This window comes from Streptomyces sp. NPDC020875, from assembly GCF_040641415.1.
GTDB lineage: Bacteria > Actinomycetota > Actinomycetes > Streptomycetales > Streptomycetaceae > Streptomyces.
In genome coordinates, this window is sequence record NZ_JBFADP010000024.1 from 90,426 (window position 1) to 111,420 (window position 20,995).

19 protein-coding genes are annotated in these 20,995 nt (G+C 72.0%); 12 read left to right on the plus strand and 7 right to left on the minus strand.

Features of this window, described 5'->3' with window-relative positions; all coding sequences use genetic code 11:
* Positions 1-13 precede the first annotated feature (13 nt).
* Entirely contained in the window at positions 14-1,795 is a 1,782-nt protein-coding gene (locus AB0G74_RS16215) for an ABC transporter ATP-binding protein (protein ID WP_361146144.1), read from the plus strand.
* A gap of 98 nt (positions 1,796-1,893) precedes the next feature.
* Here AB0G74_RS16215 and AB0G74_RS16220 read toward each other — a convergent pair whose 3' ends face one another.
* On the minus strand, positions 1,894-2,151 hold the full coding sequence (locus AB0G74_RS16220) for a hypothetical protein (protein ID WP_361146113.1): 258 nt from the start codon (positions 2,149-2,151) through the stop codon (positions 1,894-1,896).
* 222 nt (positions 2,152-2,373) lie between these two features.
* On the opposite strand from AB0G74_RS16220, the gene AB0G74_RS16225 reads away from it, so the two are divergent.
* Positions 2,374-2,805 carry a GNAT family N-acetyltransferase gene (locus AB0G74_RS16225; RefSeq protein WP_361146116.1) on the plus strand — a complete coding sequence of 144 codons (432 nt, stop codon included), beginning with the start codon at positions 2,374-2,376 and terminating at the stop codon, positions 2,803-2,805.
* Positions 2,806-2,832: 27 nt separating this feature from the next.
* Here AB0G74_RS16225 and AB0G74_RS16230 read toward each other — a convergent pair whose 3' ends face one another.
* Positions 2,833-3,624: a metal-dependent hydrolase gene (locus AB0G74_RS16230; protein ID WP_358823260.1), complete on the minus strand. Its 792-nt coding sequence runs from the start codon at positions 3,622-3,624 to the stop codon at positions 2,833-2,835.
* 304 nt (positions 3,625-3,928) lie between these two features.
* On the opposite strand from AB0G74_RS16230, the gene AB0G74_RS16235 reads away from it, so the two are divergent.
* The 4 genes from AB0G74_RS16235 (at position 3,929) to AB0G74_RS16250 (ending at position 9,271) form a co-directional block, all read left to right on the plus strand.
* Positions 3,929-6,442 carry a DUF3516 domain-containing protein gene (locus AB0G74_RS16235; RefSeq protein ID WP_361146120.1) on the plus strand — a complete coding sequence of 838 codons (2,514 nt, stop codon included), beginning with the start codon at positions 3,929-3,931 and terminating at the stop codon, positions 6,440-6,442.
* Positions 6,443-6,521: 79 nt separating this feature from the next.
* Complete coding sequence (locus AB0G74_RS16240) at positions 6,522-7,400, plus strand: acyl-CoA thioesterase II (RefSeq protein ID WP_358823258.1); 879 nt, start codon at positions 6,522-6,524, stop codon at positions 7,398-7,400.
* Between the two features lie 139 nt (positions 7,401-7,539).
* Positions 7,540-8,031 (plus strand): glutathione peroxidase, encoded by a 492-nt coding sequence (locus tag AB0G74_RS16245; protein WP_361146123.1) that lies wholly within the window; start codon positions 7,540-7,542, stop codon positions 8,029-8,031.
* A 556-nt stretch (positions 8,032-8,587) separates the two neighbouring features.
* On the plus strand, positions 8,588-9,271 hold the full coding sequence (locus AB0G74_RS16250; protein ID WP_361146126.1) for a TetR family transcriptional regulator: 684 nt from the start codon (positions 8,588-8,590) through the stop codon (positions 9,269-9,271).
* 225 nt (positions 9,272-9,496) lie between these two features.
* Here the strand turns inward: AB0G74_RS16250 and def are convergent, their stop codons facing one another.
* Positions 9,497-10,090, minus strand: coding sequence for a peptide deformylase (def, locus tag AB0G74_RS16255; RefSeq protein WP_361146129.1), 594 nt, complete (start codon positions 10,088-10,090; stop codon positions 9,497-9,499).
* A 114-nt stretch (positions 10,091-10,204) separates the two neighbouring features.
* Here def and AB0G74_RS16260 point away from each other — a divergent pair, with 114 nt between their 5' ends.
* From AB0G74_RS16260 to AB0G74_RS16275, 4 genes are all read left to right on the plus strand, one after another.
* A complete protein-coding gene (locus AB0G74_RS16260; protein WP_358823254.1) occupies positions 10,205-11,443 on the plus strand; it encodes a MurT ligase domain-containing protein in 1,239 nt (412 codons plus the stop codon).
* A 39-nt stretch (positions 11,444-11,482) separates the two neighbouring features.
* A complete protein-coding gene (locus tag AB0G74_RS16265; protein ID WP_358823253.1) occupies positions 11,483-12,211 on the plus strand; it encodes a glutamine amidotransferase in 729 nt (242 codons plus the stop codon).
* A gap of 285 nt (positions 12,212-12,496) precedes the next feature.
* Positions 12,497-13,522, plus strand: coding sequence for a 6-phosphofructokinase (locus AB0G74_RS16270; protein WP_358823252.1), 1,026 nt, complete (start codon positions 12,497-12,499; stop codon positions 13,520-13,522).
* 109 nt (positions 13,523-13,631) lie between these two features.
* Positions 13,632-14,795, plus strand: coding sequence for a cytochrome c oxidase assembly protein (locus AB0G74_RS16275; RefSeq protein ID WP_361146133.1), 1,164 nt, complete (start codon positions 13,632-13,634; stop codon positions 14,793-14,795).
* Between the two features lie 125 nt (positions 14,796-14,920).
* Here AB0G74_RS16275 and AB0G74_RS16280 read toward each other — a convergent pair whose 3' ends face one another.
* The gene (locus AB0G74_RS16280) at positions 14,921-15,484 is read right to left on the minus strand and encodes an ATP-binding protein (RefSeq protein WP_361146135.1); all 564 of its coding nucleotides are present in this window, start codon (positions 15,482-15,484) and stop codon (positions 14,921-14,923) included.
* A gap of 318 nt (positions 15,485-15,802) precedes the next feature.
* On the opposite strand from AB0G74_RS16280, the gene AB0G74_RS16285 reads away from it, so the two are divergent.
* The gene (locus AB0G74_RS16285) at positions 15,803-16,513 is read left to right on the plus strand and encodes a lysophospholipid acyltransferase family protein (RefSeq protein ID WP_358823250.1); all 711 of its coding nucleotides are present in this window, start codon (positions 15,803-15,805) and stop codon (positions 16,511-16,513) included.
* Positions 16,514-16,657: 144 nt separating this feature from the next.
* Here the strand turns inward: AB0G74_RS16285 and AB0G74_RS16290 are convergent, their stop codons facing one another.
* Both AB0G74_RS16290 and AB0G74_RS16295 read right to left on the minus strand, forming a co-directional pair.
* Positions 16,658-18,256, minus strand: coding sequence for an alpha/beta hydrolase (locus AB0G74_RS16290; protein WP_361146147.1), 1,599 nt, complete (start codon positions 18,254-18,256; stop codon positions 16,658-16,660).
* Between the two features lie 219 nt (positions 18,257-18,475).
* Positions 18,476-19,120 (minus strand): TetR/AcrR family transcriptional regulator, encoded by a 645-nt coding sequence (locus AB0G74_RS16295; RefSeq protein WP_361146138.1) that lies wholly within the window; start codon positions 19,118-19,120, stop codon positions 18,476-18,478.
* A gap of 256 nt (positions 19,121-19,376) precedes the next feature.
* Between AB0G74_RS16295 and AB0G74_RS16300 the strand changes: the two genes are divergently transcribed.
* On the plus strand, positions 19,377-20,345 hold the full coding sequence (locus tag AB0G74_RS16300) for an ABC transporter permease (RefSeq protein WP_361146150.1): 969 nt from the start codon (positions 19,377-19,379) through the stop codon (positions 20,343-20,345).
* A gap of 328 nt (positions 20,346-20,673) precedes the next feature.
* Here the strand turns inward: AB0G74_RS16300 and AB0G74_RS16305 are convergent, their stop codons facing one another.
* Positions 20,674-20,946: a type II toxin-antitoxin system Phd/YefM family antitoxin gene (locus tag AB0G74_RS16305; protein ID WP_361146141.1), complete on the minus strand. Its 273-nt coding sequence runs from the start codon at positions 20,944-20,946 to the stop codon at positions 20,674-20,676.
* Positions 20,947-20,995 lie beyond the last annotated feature (49 nt).

The window sequence follows — 20,995 nt, forward strand, 5'->3', positions numbered from 1 at the left end:
AGGAGGAATGACCATGTTCCGGGTGAAGGCGCCGGATTTCGATCCGGCGGCACCCGAGTCGGCGACGACGCTGCCGGTTGGCGGCGCCGCGACCGTACGGGGTTATGCGCGGGAGCTGATACGGCGGCATCGCCGTGCGTTCACCGTGCTCATATCCGTCCAGGCGCTGGTAGTGATCGCCTCCATGGTGGGGCCGTATCTGCTGGGTTCCCTGGTCGACCGGCTCAACGAGGGGGCCGACGAGCTGCGGCTGGGGCCCGTCGTCGCACTGTTCGTGGTGGCGCTGCTGCTCCAGACGTTCCTCGCCCGGCTGGTGGCACTGCGGGGGGTGATGCTCGGCGAGGAGATGCTGGCCGATCTGCGCGAGGACTTCCTCGTCCGGTCGGTGCGGCTGCCTCCGGGGGTACTGGAGCGGGCGGGTACGGGTGATCTGCTGGCCCGGATCACCACCGATATCGACCGGCTCGCCAACGCCATGCGGGAAGCCGTGCCCCAGCTCGCCATCGGGGTGGTGTGGGCGGCGCTGCTGCTGACCGGGCTGACGATCACGGCGCCGCCGCTGGCGCTCGCCGTGGTGGTGGCGGCTCCGCTGCTGATCGTGGTCTGCCGCTGGTACTTCCGCCGGGCGCCGTCCGCCTACCGCTCGGAGGCGGCGGGGCTGGCGGGGGTGGCCGCGACGCTCGCCGAGACCGTCGACGCGGGCCGGACCGTCGAGGCCCACCGGCTGGGCCGGCGCAGGATCGAGCTGTCGGACCGGCGGATCAAGGAATGGACGTCCTGGGAGAACTACACCCTCTATCTGCGTTCGATCCTCTTCCCGGCGATCAACGCCACCCACACCACCGTGCTCGGTGTGGTGCTGCTGGTCGGCGGGGTGTTCGTGCTCCAGGGGTGGCTCGACGTGGGCCAGCTGACCACGGGCGCGCTGCTGGCCCAGATGCTGGTGGAGCCGGTCGGCACGATTCTGCGCTGGTACGACGAGCTGCAGATCGCCCAGGTGTCGCTGGCCCGGCTGGTGGGTGTGCGGGAGATCGAGCCGGACGCGGGGGACGCCGAGCTGCGGCCCGAGGGGCGCGAGATGCGCGCCGACGGGGTGCGCTTCGGCTATGTCGACGGCGTCGACGTACTGCATGACGTGACCCTGACCGTGAAGCCGGGGAGCCGGGTGGCGCTCGTCGGCCCCTCGGGCGCCGGGAAGTCGACGCTGGGGCGGCTGCTGGCCGGGATCTACGGGCCCCGGTCGGGCCGGGTCTCCCTCGGTGAGGCCGAGCTGTCCCGGATGCCGGCCGAACGGGTGCGCGAGCATGTGGCCCTGGTCAACCAGGAACACCATGTGTTCGTCGGGACGCTGCGGGACAATCTGCGGCTCGCCCGGGCCGGGGCGGCGGATCCCGAGCTGTGGGACGCGCTCGCGTCGGTGGACGCGGACGGCTGGGCGCGGGCGCTGCCCGAGGCCCTGGACACGGAGGTCGGCTCCGGCGGCCTGGCACTGACTCCGGCGCAGGCGCAGCAGATCGCGCTGGCCCGGCTGGTCCTGGCCGATCCCCATACCCTGGTCCTGGACGAGGCCACGTCCCTGCTGGACCCGAGGGCGGCCCGGGAGCTGGAGCGGTCCCTGTCGCGGGTGCTGGAGGGCCGTACGGTCGTGGCGATCGCGCACCGGCTGCACACCGCGCACGACGCAGATGTGATCGCCGTCGTGGAGGAGGGCCGGATCACCGAGCTGGGGCAGCACGACGAGTTGGTGGCGGCCGGGGGGCCGTACTCGGCGCTCTGGCGGTCCTGGCACGGCTGACGGGCCCGACGGCCCCGACGGGCTCGACGGGTCGAGTGGGCTCGGAGGGCGGGGAGCCGCGGAACCGGCTTCCCGCCCCGCGCGGGGCCCGTCGGAGATCAGGCGCCGACCAGTTCCGCCTTGTTCATCGCGGCTATGTGGCGCTCCTGCGGGCCCGTCTGGCCGCCGCCGTCGAGGAACTGGGCGGCGGCGCCGATCAGGAATCCGCCGATGAGTACGGGCGCGACGTCCGCGGCCGCCGTACGCGGCGCGGATTCGGGGACGATCATCTTGGCCAGCTGGCCCGCCGCGCCGATCAGCAGGGCGGCGGAGGCGACGAGGGCCAGCAGGGCCTTGGTCGGACGACGACGGCGCATGGGCGCTCCCGGGGTGCGCGGGCCACGGCGACGGCAGTGCGCCGCGGCGTACGACTGGGCCGCCACACCGGCGGCTGAGAGGACGTGCTGAGGGGACGTTAGGCCCGGACCGCCCCACGGCGCCACCCCCTGTGGACAACCGTGCCGGACCGGTGACGAACCCGGCCGGAAGCCCGCGCCCCGGTCGCCGTGACCACCGGCGCCGCCGTTAGCATGTAATGCATGCAGCTTGAAGAAGACCCTTACGAAATCCGGGTCGGCGTACCCACGGCGGAGGTCTTCCGCCGACTGCGGACCGATGCCGGGCTCTCCGACAAGAGCCCCGAGGCGGTCGCCCTCGCCCTCCCCAACACCTGGTTCGGCGTGGTCCTGCGCCACGCGGGCGAGCCGATCGGCATGGGCCGGATCATCGGGGACGGCGGTACCGCGTTCCAGCTCGTCGACATCTGTGTGCACCCCGCCCACCAGGGACGTGGTCTCGGCAAGCGCATCATGGCGGCGCTCACCGGGGAGCTGGACCGCCGGGCGCCCGAGACCGCGTACGTATCCCTGATCGCGGACGGCCCCGCACGCCATCTCTACGAGAAGTTCGGCTTCGCGGACACGGCCGGACATGACTCCATCGGCATGTACCGGACGACGGGCCGGGGCTGAGCCGGCCGCCAGCGGGCCGGGCCCGGCTCAGAACACATTGAGCGCCGAGGCCCCGCCCACTCCCCCGAGCAGCATGAAGACCGGCATCAGCACCTTCAGCTCCACCCAGCTTCCGGCCCGGAAGCGCAGCGCCTTCGGCGGGCCGATGGGGTACCAGCGCTTGTTGCCGATCGGGATGGGCCACAGGACCGGACAGCCCGAGACGGTCAGGGAGTCGCCGATGTCGTGGACCAGGGCGCCCAGCACGATCGGCAGCCCGAGCCAGAGATATTCCTGTCCCGGAGCCGTGAACAGCCAGTCGGAGCCGTTGCCCGGCTTGTCGAGCACTCCGGCCAGGATCCAGGCGCTGGTGGCGCCCAGCAGCCAGACCAGGACGTCGCTCGACATCCGCGCGGCCCGCCACAGCAGCCCCTCGACCGCGAGCACCAGATGGACGAAGAGGATCCCGAGGACCGCCCACCGGCCGCCCGTGACGGCGAGGGCGGAGGCGCCGCCGCCGATCATTACGGCCCAGACCCAGGTATGGGTGAGGGTGCGGTGGCCGCCCGTACGCCGCTTGTCACCGGGCTTCCGGGTCGCCTGGTAGACGGCGTAGGAGAGTTTGTCGACGATCTCGCAGAGCGCCTTGGAGACCGGCCCGAAGGCCCGGGAGATGGTCGCCGCCTTGTGGTCGAGATCGGGCGCGAGCGCGGCGCCCGCGCAGATCAGCGCGCCGACGACGAGTACCGGCCAGGGCATGGGGTGCCCGGCGGCGGCCGTCGCCGCGCCCACCCCCAGCCAGGCCGCCGCCCCGGAGAGTGAGTGCGCCGGTCCCATCATGATCGTGTCCCCGCCCCGTGGTGGCCCGGCGGTCCCGGAACGTTTCCGCCCGGACCCGGCGGGCCGCTGTCGCCGATGTGACCGGCGTTGTCGTTGATTCGCTGTCGTTGCTGTTGCCGTCCCCGCCGGTTCATACGGGGGACGGGCCCGGCCGTCACCGCCGAACCGGCCCGCCCCGCAAGGCCGGTCGGCGCCGGGGCAACCCCGGCCGACAGAGCAGCGTACCGTCCGTGATCTTCGCCGCGCCGCCCGGATCCCCGGTCCGAGGTGAATCCGGCGGCCCGCGCCAGGCAAGATGGGGGGCGTGACGCTTATCGATCAGCTGCCGCCGGACGCCGACCCCGATGCCCTCTTCGAGGCTTTCTCCTCCTGGGCGGAGGGCCGGGGCATCTCGCTCTACCCGGCGCAGGAGGAGGCGCTGATCGAAGTCGTCTCGGGGGCGAACGTCATCCTCTCCACGCCCACCGGCTCCGGGAAGTCGCTGGTGGCGGCGGGCGCCCACTTCACGGCCCTGGCCCGGGACGAGGTGACGTTCTACACCGCCCCGATCAAGGCGCTGGTCTCGGAGAAGTTCTTCGACCTCTGCAAGATCTTCGGCACCGAGAACGTCGGCATGCTGACCGGGGACGCGTCGGTCAACGCGGACGCCCCGGTGATCTGCTGTACGGCCGAGATCCTGGCCTCGATCGCGCTGCGGGACGGCCGGGACGCCGATATCGGCCAGGTCGTGATGGACGAGTTCCACTTCTACGCGGAGCCGGACCGCGGCTGGGCGTGGCAGATCCCGCTGCTGGAGCTGCCGCAGGCGCAGTTCGTGCTGATGTCGGCGACCCTCGGGGACGTCTCGCGGTTCGAGCGGGATCTGACCCGGCGGACCGGCCGTCCCACCGCGGTGGTCCGCTCCGCGACCCGTCCGGTCCCCCTGTCGTACGAGTACCGCCGTACGCCGATCACGGAGACCCTGACCGAGCTGCTGGAGACCCGGCAGGCACCGGTCTACATCGTGCACTTCACGCAGGCCGCGGCGGTGGAGCGGGCGCAGTCCCTGATGAGTATCAATATGTGCTCGCGGGAGGAGAAGGAGCGGATCGCCGAACTGATCGGCAACTTCCGTTTCACCACCAAGTTCGGACGCAATCTGTCGCGTTACGTCCGGCACGGGATCGGGGTGCATCACGCGGGCATGCTGCCCAAGTACCGCCGACTGGTGGAGAAGCTGGCCCAGGCGGGGCTGCTGAAGGTGATCTGCGGTACGGACACCCTCGGTGTCGGGGTGAACGTCCCGATCCGTACGGTGCTGTTCACGGCGCTCACCAAGTACGACGGCACCCGCGTCCGCACCCTGCGGGCCCGGGAGTTCCACCAGATCGCGGGCCGGGCGGGACGGGCCGGTTTCGATACGGCGGGGCTGGTCGCCGCCCAGGCACCCGAGCACGTGATCGAGAACGACAAGGCGCTGGCCAAGGCCGGCGACGATCCGAAGAAGCGCCGCAAGGTGGTCCGCAAGAAGGCCCCCGAGGGCTTTGTCGCCTGGTCGGACTCGACCTTCGAGAAGCTGATCGAGTCCGAGCCCGAGCCGCTGACCAGCCGGTTCAATGTGACGCATACGATGCTGCTGTCGGTGATCGCCCGCCCGGGGAACGCCTTCGACGCCATGCGGCGGCTGCTGGAGGACAATCACGAGCCGCGCCGCAACCAGCTGCGGCACATCCGCCGGGCCATCGCGATCTACCGGTCGCTGCTGGACGGCGGGGTGGTGGAGCGGCTGGACGAGCCGGACGCCCAGGGCCGGATCGTCCGGCTGACCGTCGACCTCCAGCACGACTTCGCGCTCAACCAGCCGCTGTCGACCTTCGCGCTTGCCGCGTTCGAGCTGCTGGACCCGGAGTCGCCGTCGTACGCGCTGGACATGGTCTCCGTGGTGGAGTCGACGCTCGACGACCCCCGGCAGATCCTCGCGGCCCAGCAGAACAAGGCCCGCGGCGAGGCGGTCGCGCTGATGAAGGCCGACGGAGTCGAGTACGAGGAGCGGATGGAGCGGCTCCAGGAGGTGACGTACCCGAAGCCGCTGGAGGAGCTGCTGTGGCACGCGTACGACGTCTACCGCAAGAGCCACCCGTGGGTGGGTGACCATCCGGTCTCCCCGAAGTCCGTGATCCGCGACATGTACGAGCGGGCGCTCTCGTTCACCGAGTTCACCTCGTTCTACGAGCTGGCCAGGACCGAGGGCATCGTGCTCCGCTATCTGGCCGGTGCCTACAAGGCTCTGGAGCACACCATCCCGGACGATCTGAAGTCCGAGGACCTCCAGGATCTGATCGCCTGGCTGGGCGAGATGGTCCGCCAGGTGGACTCGTCCCTGCTGGACGAGTGGGAGCAGCTGGCCAATCCCGATGTGGAGACCGCCGAGGAGGCCCAGGAGAAGGCCGACCAGGTCCGGCCGGTCACCGCCAACGCCCGGGCCTTCCGGGTACTCGTACGGAACGCGATGTTCCGGCGGGTGGAACTGGCCGCCCTCGACAAGGTCGGGGAGCTGGGCGAGCTGGACGCCGACTCCGGCTGGGACGCCGATGCCTGGGGCGAGGCGATGGACGCGTACTGGGACGAGTACGAGGAGCTGGGCACCGGACCCGACGCCCGCGGTCCCCGGCTGCTGCTGATCGAGGAGGACGAGCCGCACGGGCTGTGGCGGGTCCGGCAGATCTTCGCCGACCCGAACGGCGACCACGACTGGGGCATCAGTGCCGAGGTCGATCTCGCGGCCTCCGACGAAGAGGGCCGTGCGGTGGTACGGGTGACATCGGTGGGGCAGCTGTGACCGGGCGGACGGCGCTCCGCCGTTTCCCACGGCCCGGTCGGCGGACCTGGCCGGACGAGCCACGATCAGGAGAAGCGCGATGACGAATCCGGCCGAACGCCTGGTCGATCTGCTCGATCTGGAGCGGATCGAGGTCAATATCTTCCGCGGGGCGAGCCCCGACGAGTCGCTGCAGCGGGTCTTCGGCGGCCAGGTCGCCGGACAGGCGCTGGTCGCGGCGGGCCGCACCACGGACGGGGAGCGCCCGGTGCACTCCCTGCACGCCTACTTCCTGCGGCCCGGCCGCCCCGGGGTGCCGATCGTCTACCAGGTGGAGCGGGTCAGGGACGGCCGGTCCTTCACCACCCGCCGGGTCACGGCGGTCCAGGAGGGGCGGACGATCTTCAATCTGACGGCCTCCTTCCACTCGCCCGAGCCCGGCGGGATCGAGCACCAGCTGCCGCCCCGGCTGGACTTCCCGGCGCCCGAGACGCTGCCCAAGGTCGCGGACGAGATCCGGGAGCATCTGGGCGCGCTGCCGGAGGCGCTGGAGCGGATGGCCCGCCGCCAGCCGTTCGACATCCGCTACACCGAGCGGCTGCGGTGGAGCCCGGCGGAGATCAAGGAGAAGGAGTCCGATCCGCGCAGCGCCGTCTGGATGCGGGCGGTCGGCCCGCTGGGCGACGATCCGCTGATCCACACCTGCGCGCTGACCTACGCCAGCGATATGACCCTGCTGGACGCGGTACGCATCCCGATCGAACCCCTGTGGGGGCCGCGCAACTTCGATCTGGCGTCGCTGGACCACGCGATGTGGTTCCACCGGCCGTTCCGGGCCGACGAGTGGTTCCTCTACGACCAGGAGTCGCCGATCGCCACCGGCGGTCGCGGGCTGGCCCGGGGCCGGATCTACAACCGGGACGGCGAACTGCTGGTCTCCGTCGTCCAGGAGGGCTTGTTCCGGCCACTCGGCGGCTGACGCCGTGACCGACCCGCGCGCGGCAGACCGGTCACCCTCCGTCCCCGGAGCGCCTCCCACGGCCTCCCGGGGTGAATGACCGTTCACAAGAAGACCCCGTGAGACCTCACGGGAGCACCATGAGACGAGGAGTCGAGAGATGACGACGCTGTACGACATCCCGCTGCGGACCCTGGCGGACGAGCCGACGTCGCTGGGCGCGTACCGGGGTTCGGTGGTACTGGTGGTGAACGTCGCGTCGAAGTGCGGACTGACGCCCCAGTACTCCGGACTTGAGCGGATCCAGAAGGAGTACGGGGAGCGCGGCTTCACGGTCGTGGGCGTGCCGTGCAACCAGTTCGGCGGTCAGGAGCCGGGCAGCGCCGACGAGATCGCGACATTCTGCTCCGCGACCTACGGTGTCAGCTTCCCGATGCTGGCGAAGACCGAGGTCAACGGGGCCGGGCGGGATCCGCTGTACACGGAGCTGACCCGGACCGCCGACGCGGCGGGCGAGGCCGGGGACGTGCAGTGGAACTTCGAGAAGTTCCTGATCGGCCCGGACGGCACGGTCGCGGCCCGGTTCCGGCCCCGGACCGAGCCGGACGCCCCCGAGGTCGTCGCGGCGATCGAGCGGCTGCTGACGGCCTGACCCCAGCCGCACGGGCGGGTGGTACGGGCCGGGCATCCGGAGCCGGGCGTTCGGGTCCGGGCCGCACCGACCCGCCGCGGGAGCCGGTCGGTCCGGCGGACCGGGACACCGGAGAGGGCGCGGCCGGTCACCGGTCGCCGGATCTCGCCCGCCCCCGCGAAGATCGTGTGGATCGCGGCGTCCCGGCGGCGCGTCCGCCCGACCCGGTGCGAAGCGCCGTCCCGCCGACGTCCGCGACGGCCGTCGGACCAGCGGCCGGGTCGCTTCGATCTGGATCCCTGTCCGGGTCGTACGAACCCGCCCCCGTTCCCGGCCCGCCCGCGGGCCCCGGCAAACCGTTCGTACCGCCGCTCCCCGCCCCGCCGGGCGAGCGGTGGGCGGGGATCCGTTCGACGTCGTCGGGGTCCCGCACCCGCCGACCGCTACTACTCACGGTAACTACCGCCCGCTACCGGGGAGTAGAGCCCGTCGGCGTCCCGGCGGCCGGTCCGAACGGACCCGAGGGTGTTACTTTGCGCATGCGTCAGGCATATCGCAGGGGCGGGAGAACGATCTGATGGAGACCACGCGGCACGCCACCGACCAGGACCGGTCGGCGGCCGAACAGCGCCGCAGGGAGTTGCTGGAGGCGGCCGACCGGGTCGTGCTCCGCGACGGCCCCGGTGCGTCCATGAACGCGATCGCCGCGGAGGCGGGCATCACCAAGCCCATCCTGTACCGGCACTTCGGCGACAAGGGCGGTCTCTACCGGGCGCTGGCGCAGCGGCACACCGACGCGCTGCTGGAGGCGCTCCGGGCGGCGCTGGACGCCCCCGCGGACCGCCGGGAGCGGGTGGCGGCGACGCTGGACACCTATCTCGCCGCCATCGAGGCGCGACCGCAGGTCTACCGGTTTCTGATGCATCCGGCCGAGCCCGTCACCACCCCGGCGGGGAACGGGGCCGCGAGCGCCCCGGCGGCGGAGACCGGTTTCGATGTCGGACGGCACTCCGCGCCCCTGCTGCGGCGCCTCGGCGAGGAGCTGGCGCAGGTCATCGGCGAGCGGGTCGACCTCGGACCCGACGGCACCCGGCTGGCCCGGGTCTGGGGCCACGGCATCGTCGGAATGATGCACGCGGCGGGCGACTGGTGGCTCGGCGACCGGCCCTGCTCCCGCGCCGAGCTGGTCGACGATCTCACCGATCTGCTCTGGGGGCGGCTCGCCACGGTCGGCGACCGCGACGGCGGCCCCGGTTTCTGAGCCGTAGCGGGCCGTCCGGCGGCCCCGCCACCGTTCCGGCGGACCCTCGGTGGCACTCCCCCGCCGGACCGGACCCGCGCGAACCGGTCGTACGGGCCCGGAGCCCCGGCGCGCTTTCCCCGGGTCCCGTGGCGTTCCGCGGCCGTACGGAACGCAGCCCTCCGCCGCCTCGCGGAAGGCCCCCGTACGAAACGGCCCGTCCCCGTGGCGGCGGCCCCGCCCGCGTCAGGGTCCGGCGAGCGGTCGCCCCGCGGCCGCGCCGTCGTCCCGGCTCCCGATCCGGTCGGCCCAGGGCGCCCGCGCGACCGCGCGCAGCAGCCGGGTCCGGCGCAGCCCGGTGAGCCGGTCCGCGTAGACCACACCGTCCAGATGGTCGGTCTCGTGCTGGAGGCAGCGGGCGAAGAACCCGGTGCCCTCCACCCGTACCGGCTCGCCGTCCGCGGTGAAGCCCTCGACCACGGCCCGGTCGTACCGCGGGGTCCCGGCCTCCAGACCGGGCAGCGACAGACAGCCCTCGGGGCCGCGCAGTTCCAGGCCGTCCGCCTCGACCAGCCGGGGATTGACCAGATGGCCGAGATGCCGGACGTCCTCGTCGTCGGGGCAGTCGTAGACGAACACCCGCAGCCCGACCCCGACCTGATTGGCCGCCAACCCCACGCCGCGGGCCGCGTACATGGTCGCGAACATGTCCTCGACCAGCCGGCGCAGCCCGGGGCCGAAGTCGGTGACGGGCTCACAGGGGGCGTGCAGCACGGGATCGCGGAAAAGGCTCACGGGCCGTACGCGTCCGGAACTGCCGGGGATCGGCCGGTTTCGCATGGGCGCAAGGGTACGTTCCCGGGGCTGTCGGCCGCGTCGCGCGGTGCCGAGGTACGGCGGCCCGGCCGGACCTGGATAGGCTGGGGTCGACCGATGCAAGGAGGATCAAGGACCATGGCAGGCACCTCGGAGCCACTGACGCCTCGCGCCAAGCTCGCCGTGACGGCCGGCAAGGCGGCGGCGGCGGTGTCACGTGCGGCCGGACGCGGTAGCGGCTCGGTCATCGGCGGGAAGGTCGCGCTGAAACTCGACCCCGATCTGCTGGGGCGGCTGGCGCAGCACCTGGACGTCGTCCTGGTGTCGGCCACGAACGGCAAGACGACGACCACCCGGCTGATCGCGGAGGCGCTGCGCGCCGCCGGGCCGGTGGTCTCCAACGCGCTGGGCGCCAATATGCCGGCCGGGATCACCTCCGCGCTGGCGGGCGGTTCCAGCGCCAAGTTCGGTGTGATCGAGGTCGACGAGAAGTATCTGGCGGGGGTGGCGCGCGATGTGACGCCGAAGGCGATCGCGCTGCTGAATCTCTCCCGTGACCAGCTCGACCGGGCCGCCGAGACCCGGATGCTGGCGGAGAAGTGGCGGGAGGGCCTCGCGGGCACCAAGGCCGTCGTGATCGCCAACGCGGACGATCCGCTGGTGGTGTGGGCGGCCTCCTCCTCCCCTCATGTGGTGTGGGTGGCGGCCGGACAGGCGTGGAAGGACGACGCCTGGTCCTGCCCGTCCTGCGGCGGTGTGATGCAGCGCCCGGGCGACGACTGGTACTGCGGCGAGTGCGGCTTCCGCCGCCCCGCGCCGAGCTGGGTGCTGAGCGGGGACCACGTCCTCGACCCGCACGGTTCGGCCTGGCCGATCCATCTCCAGCTCCCGGGCCGCGCCAACAAGGCCAACGCGACCAGTTCGGCCGCCGTCGCCGCCTGCTTCGGCGTGCCGCCACAGGTGGCGCTGGAGCGGATGTACCAGGTGCAGGCGGTGGCCGGGCGCTATGACGTGGTCACCTTCAACCAGCGCGAGCTGCGGCTGCTGCTGGCGAAGAACCCGGCGGGCTGGCTGGAGACGTTCTCGCTGATCGACCCGCCGCCGACCCCGGTGATCCTGTCGGTGAACGCGCGCGGCGCCGACGGTACCGACACCTCCTGGCTCTGGGACGTGGACTACACCCGGCTCGCCGGGCATCCGATCGTGGTCATCGGCGACCGGCGGCTCGACCTGGCGGTCCGGCTGGAGGTCGCGGGCCTGGACTTCCGGGTCTGCGAGACCGTGGACGAGGCGGTGGCGATGGCGCCGCCCGGACGGATCGAGCTGATCGCGAACTACACCGCCTTCCAGGACGTCCGCCGCCGCGTGGGCAACTGACCCGACCGGACCGACGAGAACGAGAGAGACTGATCCAGCATGGCCGACAACAGCCTCCGTCTGGTCTGGGTCTACCCGGACCTGCTGTCCACCTACGGCGACCAGGGCAACGCGCTGGTCGTGGAGCGGCGGGCCCGGCAGCGCGGCCTCGACGTCCAGCGGGTCGACGTCCGCAGCGACCAGCCCGTCCCCACCTCGGGCGACATCTACCTGATCGGCGGCGGTGAGGACCGGCCGCAGCGGCTGGCCGCCGAGCGGCTGCGGCGCGACACCGGACTGAGCCGGGCCGCCGAGAACGGCGCGATCATCTTCTCGGTCTGCGCCGGGTACCAGATCCTCGGCCACGAGTTCATCAACGACCTGGGGCAGCGGGAGCCGGGCCTCGGTCTGATCGATGTGGTCTCCACCCGGGGCGAGGGCGAGCGCTGCGTCGGCGACGTCCTCGCCGACATCGACCCCCGGCTGGGGCTGCCTCAGCTCACCGGCTTCGAGAACCACCAGGGCATCACCCACCTCGGCCCCACCGCCCGGCCGTTCGCCCGGACCGTCCTGGGCCGCGGCAACGGCACCGGCGACGGCACCGAGGGCGCGTACAACGAGACCGTGTTCGGGACGTATATGCACGGTCCGGTGATGGCGCGCAATCCGCAGATCGCGGATCTGCTGCTGAAGCTGGCGCTCGATGTGAACGCGCTGCCCCCGGTCGACGACCGGTGGTACGAGGCGCTGCGGAACGAGCGGATCACGACGGCGACCCAGCCCGCCTGAGCCCCGCCGACCGAAGTCCCCGAGCCGTCCGGCCGGGGACTTCGGCGTACCCGGGGTCGGTACGGTCCGTCGGCCGCGGGCCGTACGGCGGGATCCGGCCGCAGCCGGGCGGGGCGCGGCCCGGACCAGACCGCGGCCGGGCGCGGTCCCGGCGGCGGGGTCCGGGCGTCCCATCAGGCGGACGCCCCATTCGGCCGGTGGCCCGGGGCGCCGGTAGGGTGAGGCTCGATCCAGCCGGACGACGTGGTCCGGGAGTCGGCCCACGTTGCAAAGGTAATTCGGGCAATGCGCATTGGTGTGCTCACTTCCGGAGGCGACTGCCCCGGTCTGAACGCCGTCATCCGGTCCGTCGTGCACCGCGCGGTCGTCGACCACGGCGACGAGGTGATCGGTTTCCACGACGGCTGGAAGGGTCTGCTGGAGTGTGACTACCGCAAGCTGGACCTGGACGCCGTCGGCGGCATCCTGGCCCGCGGCGGTACGATCCTCGGCTCGTCCCGGGTCCGGCCCGAGCAGCTGCGCGACGGCGTCGAGCGGGCCAAGGGCCACTGCGCCGACCTGGGTCTCGACGCGGTCATCCCGATCGGCGGCGAGGGCACCCTCAAGGCCGCGCATCTGCTCTCCGAGGGCGGTCTGCCGATCGTCGGCGTACCGAAGACCATCGACAACGACATCGCCGCCACCGATGTGACCTTCGGCTTCGATACGGCGGTCGGGGTGGCGACGGAGGCCCTGGACCGGCTGAAGACCACCGCCGAGTCGCATCAGCGGGTACTGATCGTCGAGGTCATGGGCCGTCACACCGGGTGGATCGCGCTGCATTCCGGGATGGCGGCCGGGGCGCACGCCGTGGTCGTCCCCGAGCGGCCCTTCGACATCGAGGAGCTGACCAAGCGGGTCGGCGCCCGGTTCGAGGCGGGCAAGCGGTTCGCGATCGTGGTGGTCGCGGAGGGCGCCAAGCCGCGTGAGGGCACCATGCGCTGGGACGAGGGCGGCAAGGACGTCTACGGCCACGAGCGGTTCGCCGGGGTCGCCCGTCAGCTCTCCAACGAGCTGGAGGACCGGCTCGGCAAGGAGGCGCGGCCGGTGATCCTCGGCCATGTGCAGCGGGGCGGTACGCCGACCGCGTACGACCGGGTCCTGGCGACCCGGTTCGGCTGGCACGCGGTGGAGGCCGCGCACCGGGGCGAGTTCGGCATGATGACGGCGCTGCGCGGAACGGACATCACCCTGGTACCGCTGGCGCGGGCCGTGGAGACCCTGAAGACGGTTCCGGACGAGCGGTACGCCGAGGCGGAGTGCGTGCTGTAGCCGGCGCCGCGACATCCGTCGCGCGGAACCGCCCCCGGTCGCGATCGCGGCCGGGGGCGGTTCTAGTCTGGTGCGGCAAGGCACGCACAGCGGAATCAGGAGCCGGCGGATGGATCACAGCGAGCACGGCACATCGATGGATCTGCCGCCGTTCACGCTGGAACGCGGACTGGAGCTCTCCCCCGACCCGTTCTTCCTCACCGGCGGTCTGGTGGCGCTGGCGCTCTACGGCTGGGGGGTGACCCGGCTGGTCCGGCGGGGCGACGCCTGGCCCGTGGGCCGTACCGTCTTCTTCGTCACCGGTGTGCTCACGGTGCTGCTGGCGATGTGCACCAAGCTCAACGACTACGGCATGGTCATCTTTAGCGTGCACATGGTGCAGCACATGATCATCAGCATGGTCTCGCCGATCCTGCTGCTGCTCGGCGCGCCGGTGACGCTGGCGCTGCGGGCGCTGCCGGTGGCGGGCCGGGGCCGGACGGGCCCGCGCGAGCTGCTGCTCGCCCTGCTGCACAGCCGCTATATGCGGATCATCACCCATCCGGTCTTCACGATCCCGCTCTTCATCGCGAGTCTGTACGGGCTCTACTTCACGCCCCTCTTCGACTTCCTGATGGGCTCGCAGACGGGCCATATCGTGATGATGATCCACTTCCTGGCGGTGGGTCTGGTCTTCTTCTGGCCGATCATGGGCGTGGATCCCGGTCCGCACCGGCCGGGCTATGTGATGCGGATGCTGGAGCTGTTCGCGGGCATGCCGTTCCACGCCTTCTTCGGTATCGCCCTGATGATGGCCAGCTCGCCGATGGTGAAGACGTACGACAGCCCTCCGGCGTCGCTGGGGATCGACGCGCTCTCCGACCAGCACGCGGCCGGTGGTATCGCCTGGGCGTTCAGTGAGATCCCCTCGGTACTGGTACTGATCGCGCTCGTCTTCCAGTGGTACCGGTCGGACCAGCGGCAGGCGCGGCGGAAGGACCGGGCGGCGGACCGGGACGGGGACAAGGAGCTGGCGGCGTACAACGCCTATCTGGCCCGGCTGCACGGCCGGGGCGCCGGTACCCCGGCGGCACCGGCCGGAGCGGAGACCGGACCGGAGACCGGGGCCACCGCGGCGGCGGACAGCGCTCCGGCGGCGGATGCCGGGACCGGTTCCGGGGCGGGCGGGGAGGCCATTGCGGCGGGTGCCGGGACGGCAGAAGGTACGGCGGCGAGCGCCCCGGAAAGCGCCACCGAAACGCGCCGGGAGCAGGGCGCGGGCGCCGGGCGGTAGCGCCGACCCCCCTTCCGGGGCGACCATGGCGGTGGCCACGGTCGTCGTCCGAGGAGGGCGCGTATGCCCGGTTCCACGCGTGCGATGGGTGCCATCACGATCGGCACCCTGGTGGTGGTCACCGCCTATACGGTGGCGCTCGGCAGCAACGGCTGGCTCTGGTTCGGCTGGGTGGTGCTGGGGCTGCTCACCGTGGGGATGATCGCCTCGCGGAACTGACCGGCGGCCCGCTCCGGCCGGGGGCGGGCCTCGCCCACCGGCGGCAGGGTGGCGTCCCGGCCGCTCTCACCCGGGACCCGGCCGCGGCTGGTCACGGTACGGGTGAACCAGATGACCTTGCCGTCACCGGTACCGCAGGTGCCCCAGCTGTCACTGAGCTGGGCGACGGTGGCGAGCCCGCCCCGGGCGGGGCAGGAACTGGTCATCCTCGGCATCCGGGGGTCGCGGTCCGCGACGGAGGCATTGATCCGGCGGCCGGTCCAGCGCAGCTCGACCAGACAGGTCGGATCGCCCGGCACATGACGGACGACATTCGCTATCAACGCGTCCACGGCCCGGCAGACCGGATCGATCTGGGCTTCGAGATCCCAGTGCCGCAGATGGGCCGCGAGAATGCGCCGGATCCGCGGCATCCGCTCCTCCGTCGCCAGCACTTCCATGCTGTACCGGCATTCGGTCTGACCGTGCATGACGATGGCTCCTCACCGCGACAGTCCGGATCCGCCCGGCTACGGCCGCCGACCGCGGCGACCTGCCGCGACAACCCGCCGGAAGATCACGGAGAGTCGCCGACTGACGCATTCGGGTCACTGCCCAGGGTGAACCCGGGGCCCACGGGCCGCAACAGCACACGGCGTACCGGCCGTCCCGGCGAAGACCCGGACGGGGCGCGCCGGAGCGGTGACCGGGCGGTCGACGGACACATAAAATGACCGCGTTCGAGAATTCCCGCAGGACCAGGGGCGCATCCCCCACCACCGGCCCGCTGCTGAAGGAGCACCCCCGACGTGTTCTACCACGTGCTCAAATACGTTCTTCTGGGGCCGCTGCTGCGGTTGCTGTTCCGGCCCAGGATCGAGGGTCTCGAACACATCCCCGAGGAGGGCGCGGCGATCGTCGCCGGAAACCATCTGTCGTTCTCCGACCATTTCCTGATGCCCGCCATCCTCAAACGGCGTATCACCTTTCTCGCGAAGGCGGAGTATTTCACCGGCCCCGGTCTCAAGGGGCGGCTGACGGCCGCGTTCTTCCACAGCGTCGGGCAGATCCCGGTGGACCGCTCGGGCAAGGAGGCGGGGCAGGCCGCGATTCGCGAAGGGCTCGGCGTCCTGAGCAAGGGCGAATTGCTGGGGATCTACCCGGAGGGCACCCGTTCGCACGACGGACGGCTCTACAAGGGCAAGGTCGGGGTGGCCGTGATGGCGCTCAGGGCCGGGGTGCCGGTGATTCCCTGTGCCATGGTCGGCACCTTCGAGATCCAGCCGCCCGGCCAGAAGCTGCCGAAGGTCAAGCGGGTCACGGTCCGCTTCGGCAAGCCCCTGGACTTCTCCCGCTATGCCGGTCTCGAGGACGAGAAGGCCATTCTCCGGGCCGTCACCGACGAGATCATGTACGCCGTTCTGCAACTCTCCGGACAGGAGTACGTCGACCGCTACGCGGCCGAGGTGAAGGCCGAGGCGGAGCAGGCGAAGAAGGCGAGCCGCGCGGTGGGGCGCTGAGCGAGTCCGGCGGACGCGACACGGCGACACGCACGAAAGCACGAGAAGGGGCGGCCGGATCTCTCCGGCCGCCCCTTCGTCGGCTCCGGGCCCTGATCCGCCGGATTCCGGCGGATCACGGGACCGCTACGCCATCGGCGTCCGCTACGGCTTCGGCGCCGCGTGCGGGTCGCAGATCACATTGCGGCTGTCCAGGGTGCCGTGCAGCAGATAGGCGTCCACCCGCTGGTTGACACACGGGTTGGTGATCCCGGTGACACCGTGCGAACCGGCGTTCTTCTCGAGGATCAGCCGGGAGCCCTTGAGCCGCTTCTGCAGCTCGTAGGCGCCCGCGACCGGGGTGGCCGCGTCACGCTCGGCCTGGACGATCAGCACGCCGGGCAGCCCCTTGCCGGGCCGGACGTCCACGGCCTGGTGCTGCTTGGACTGCCAGGTCGAGCAGGGCAGGTTCATCCAGGCGTTGGCCCAGGTCATGAACGGGTAGTCCCGGTGGAGCCGGGTGTTGTCCCGGTCCCAGGTACGCCAGTCGGTGGGCCACTTGGCGTCCGCGCACTCGACGGCCGTGTAGACCGCGTTGCCGTTCTCGGCGCGGGCGTTGCCGACCGTGTCCGTGAGATCCGGGGCGGCGGCGTCGATCAGCGGCTGGGCGTCACCGGCGACGTACTTGCTCCAGATCCGGGCGACCGGCGCCCAGGAGGAGTCGTAGTACGGGGCGCTCTGGAAGAAGGAGATCAGCTCGGCCGGTCCGACGACCCCGCCGAGCGGGGCCCGCTTCGCGGCGGCGCGCAGCTTCTGCCACTGGGCCTCGACCGCGGCCGGGGTGGCGCCGATGCCGTAGGTGGCGTGGTTGGCCGCCACCCACTCCTTCCAGTCGTTCCAGCGCATCTCGAAGGCGACGTCCTGGTCCAGGTTGGCCTGGTACCAGATCTTCTCGCGCGACGGGTTGACGACGCTGTCGACGACCATCCGGCGGATGTGGCCGGGGAAGAGTTCGGCGTACACGGCGCCGAGGTACGTGCCGTAGGAGACACCGAGGAAGTTGAGCTTCCGCTCACCGAGGGCGGCCCGAATGACATCCAGGTCGCGCGCGGTGTTGGCGGTGGTCATATGCGGCAGCATCCAGCCGCTGCGCTCGGCGCAGCCCTCGGCGTACTCGTACGCCAGCTTCCGCTGGGCGCGCTTGTCGGCCTCGGAGTCGGGCACCGGGTCGGCCTTGGGCGCCTTGACGAACTCCTGGGGGTCGACACAGGAGATCGGGGTGGAGCGGCCGACACCGCGCGGGTCGAAGCCCACGAAGTCGTACGCCTTGGAGGTGTTCACCCACAGCGGGTTCTTGCTGGTGACCCGGACCGGGAAGCGCAGTCCGGAGCCGCCGGGGCCGCCGGGGTTGTAGACCAGGGCGCCCTGGCGTTCGGCCGGGGTGCCGGTGTGGCCGATCCGGTCGACGGTGAGGGTGATCTGCCGTCCGTGCGGACGCTTGTAGTCGAGCGGGACGGTGACCGTGCCGCACTGGATGGGCTTGGGCAGCCCCCAGTCCGTGGGACAGTCCGCCCAGTCGATGCCTTCGCCGGCGGCCCGTTCGGCGGCGATCCGGGCGCCGCGCGCCTCGGCCGCGCCACCCTGCGCGGAGTCGGACCGTGCGGAATCGGACCGTGCGGTGTCGGCGCGGCCGGAGTCGGACCGGCCCGGGTCGGCGCTCGCGACCGGCGTGGATATCGCCCCCGCGACGAGGATCCCCGCCATCAGAGTGCCGGCCGAGCCGAGCACTGCCGTGCGTCTCACGGAGAACTCCCCCTTTCCGTTGTCGAGTTCTCCGGAGGATCCTTTCGTCCGGGAGCCGTCCCGAACAGATCGCACAGGCGTTTCTTTACCGAACCAATAACCGGTGCGTCATGTACCGCTGAGCGGTACGGGGTGCGGGGCGGGCGATACGGGCGGTACGGAAGGCCGCGCGGGGCGGTGTTACGGCGTCCCCGACGCGCCGTCCCCTTCGACGGGCGGCTGCCGCATCGACATCAGGGCGCTCAGCCCGTTCTCCAGCATTTCGACGCTGACACCGCCGAACAGCGCCTGCTGGGTGATGAATCCCTGGGCGGCGGCGATGAGCGTACGGGCGACATGGTCGGCCGGGGGCCCCTCGGGCATCAGTCCCCGGGCCCGGTAGACGTCGACGAGCACGGTCCAGGACTCGCGGAGACCCGCGTACCGCTCGTGCAGTACGGCCGCTATCCGGTCGTTGCGGAGGGTCTCGGTCCATACCTGGACGACGAGCCGGGCGAGCGCCTGCTCGTCCTCCCCCGGCAGATGCTCCCGGAGCACCCGGCGCATCACCCGGCCGAGCAGGATGTCCGGGGTGGGCGGCGGATCCGTCTCGGCCGCGTCCTCGAACGCGGCCCTGATCCCGGTGAAGACCTCGTCGGCGATGGCCTCGATCAGCTCGTCCTTGCTGCCGAAGTAGCGGTAGACGGCACCGGCCGAGAGGCCCACCTCGATCAGGACGTCCTGCATGGACGTGGCGTGGAAGCCGTTACGGGCGAAGCAGCGGCCCGCTCCGTCGAGGATCTGCCGACGCCGGGCGTCGAGGTGCTGCTGGGAGACGCGTGCCATGCGGCCAACTTAAAACGAACGTTCCTTCTTGACAAGCGCGCGTCGACCGTCTCACAGTGACACTCAAGAAAAACGAACGATCCTTCTTTTTACGTTCCGGTGCGCACCGCGCGGCCCGCCAACCGGCCCGCCGGGCGGTTGCGCCCGGTGAGACGAGGTCTCTGTGTCTCCGACAGCCGCCACGCCTTCTCCGTCCTCGCCGTCCACTCCGGCCTCCCCCGCCCCGCCGTCGCCTCCGGCCCCTCCCGGTCACGGCATCCCGTGGACCCGGCGCTCGGCCGCCGTACTGCTCCTGGTCCCGGTCGTCGTGGCCGCCACCCTGTGGGCCTTCGCCTGGCCCGGGGCCCGTACCGCTCCGCGTGAACTGCCCGTGGCCGTGGCGGGACCGGCCGCCGCGGCCGAGCAGGTGTCCCGGGGCCTCGAACGGCGGGACGGCGCCTTCGACATCAGCCGTTACGAGGACGAGGCGGCGGCCCGGACCGCGATCGGGAACCGTGACGTGTACGGCGCGGTGGTCGCCGGGCCGGACGGCATACGGCTGCTCACCGCGTCGGCGGCGAGCCCCGCCGTGGCCGCGCTGCTCCGGGAGGCCGTCGCCGCGGGCGCGGAGCGGCCCGTCGAGACGGTCGACGTCGTGCCGACGCCCGCCGCGGATCCTCGGGGCGGCGTCCTGGCGGCGAGCGTGCTGCCCCTGTCGATGGCCGGGATCGTCCTGGCCGTACTGGTAACCCTCCTGGGGCTGCGCGGGGTCCGGGCCGCGGTGACGCTCGTGGCGGCGGCGGCCGGGGGCGGCGTGGTGACCGCCCTCGTCACCCACTCCTGGCTGGGGATACTCACCGGCTCGTGGTGGGGCGAGGCGGGGGCGGCGGGTCTGACCGTACTGGCCGTCGCGGCGGCCTCGGCGGGCCCGGCCGCGCTCGTCGGGCGGGCGGGGCTGGCGGCGGGCAGCGTACTGACGGTACTCATCGGCAACCCGTTCTCGGGCGCGGCGAGCGCGCCCGAACTGCTTCCCGAACCGATGGGAGCGCTCGGCGCGCTGCTGCCGCCGGGCGCGGGGGCGCAGCTGATCCGCTCCCAGGCGTACTTCGACGGCGCGGCGTCCACGGGACCGCTGCTGGTGCTCACGGTATGGGTCGCGCTGGGCCTGACGGCCGTACTCCTCGGGGCACGACGGGGCCGCCTGCCGCTGGGGCCGCGCTCGTTCGGGTTGCCCGCGCAGCTCTGAGGACCGGTGCCTGTCGGCGGCTGAAACAATGGGGGGGATCCCCAGCGCCCTGACTCTCCCGAGCCCCGCCCGGCGACCTGAGGTCGTCGGCGGCCTGCGGACCGCCTGTGGCCGTTCGCGCAGTTCCCCCGCGCCCCTCAATGCTCTCCCGAGCACCGCCCTCGGGAAGGGGACCCGGCGCCGAAGCCGGGCTCGCTTCGCAAGATGAGGGGCAGGTGGAGGTGTTCAGGGGCGCGGGGAACTGCGCGAGCAGCCACGACGGCGGTGCGGACCGCGGACAAGCTCAGGCCGCTGGGCGAGACCCGGGTTCGGGGCGCGGCGCCGCGGGCTAGTCGCGGTGTTCGGCCGTGAGGCCGAAGCGGGTGCGGGGCGGGTGTCCGGGCGGTGACGCCGGGCCGAGGGACGAGACCGAGGAGATCACCTGCTCGTCCGTCTCCGCCGCGTCCCGCTCCTCCAGCCGCGCGAGGTCGTCGGCGGAGACCAGGGCCACGAGCGGCTTGCCGTGCCGGGTGACGACGACGCGCTCGCCGCCGTACACCACACGGTTGATCAGTTCGGCCAGCTCAGCACGGGCTTGCGTCACCGGAATCTCGTAGGCCATGCCTCTCAGCTTAATCGGCGGTGTCGGGTGCCACCCGGCGCCGGGTGGC

Bases quoted from the DNA above. Each gene is read 5' to 3' on its own strand.
- AB0G74_RS16215 (WP_361146144.1), top strand. From the start codon at position 14: ATGTTCCGGGTGAAGGCGCCGGATTTCGATCCGGCGGCACCCGAGTCG.
- AB0G74_RS16220 (WP_361146113.1), bottom strand. From the start codon at position 2,151: ATGCGCCGTCGTCGTCCGACCAAGGCCCTGCTGGCCCTCGTCGCCTCC.
- AB0G74_RS16225 (WP_361146116.1), top strand. From the start codon at position 2,374: ATGCAGCTTGAAGAAGACCCTTACGAAATCCGGGTCGGCGTACCCACG.
- AB0G74_RS16230 (WP_358823260.1), bottom strand. From the start codon at position 3,624: ATGATGGGACCGGCGCACTCACTCTCCGGGGCGGCGGCCTGGCTGGGG.
- AB0G74_RS16240 (WP_358823258.1), top strand. From the start codon at position 6,522: ATGACGAATCCGGCCGAACGCCTGGTCGATCTGCTCGATCTGGAGCGG.
- AB0G74_RS16245 (WP_361146123.1), top strand. From the start codon at position 7,540: ATGACGACGCTGTACGACATCCCGCTGCGGACCCTGGCGGACGAGCCG.
- AB0G74_RS16250 (WP_361146126.1), top strand. From the start codon at position 8,588: ATGGAGACCACGCGGCACGCCACCGACCAGGACCGGTCGGCGGCCGAA.
- def (WP_361146129.1), bottom strand. From the start codon at position 10,090: ATGCGAAACCGGCCGATCCCCGGCAGTTCCGGACGCGTACGGCCCGTG.
- AB0G74_RS16260 (WP_358823254.1), top strand. From the start codon at position 10,205: ATGGCAGGCACCTCGGAGCCACTGACGCCTCGCGCCAAGCTCGCCGTG.
- AB0G74_RS16265 (WP_358823253.1), top strand. From the start codon at position 11,483: ATGGCCGACAACAGCCTCCGTCTGGTCTGGGTCTACCCGGACCTGCTG.
- AB0G74_RS16270 (WP_358823252.1), top strand. From the start codon at position 12,497: ATGCGCATTGGTGTGCTCACTTCCGGAGGCGACTGCCCCGGTCTGAAC.
- AB0G74_RS16275 (WP_361146133.1), top strand. From the start codon at position 13,632: ATGGATCACAGCGAGCACGGCACATCGATGGATCTGCCGCCGTTCACG.
- AB0G74_RS16280 (WP_361146135.1), bottom strand. From the start codon at position 15,484: ATGCACGGTCAGACCGAATGCCGGTACAGCATGGAAGTGCTGGCGACG.
- AB0G74_RS16290 (WP_361146147.1), bottom strand. From the start codon at position 18,256: ATGGCGGGGATCCTCGTCGCGGGGGCGATATCCACGCCGGTCGCGAGC.
- AB0G74_RS16295 (WP_361146138.1), bottom strand. From the start codon at position 19,120: ATGGCACGCGTCTCCCAGCAGCACCTCGACGCCCGGCGTCGGCAGATC.
- AB0G74_RS16305 (WP_361146141.1), bottom strand. From the start codon at position 20,946: ATGGCCTACGAGATTCCGGTGACGCAAGCCCGTGCTGAGCTGGCCGAA.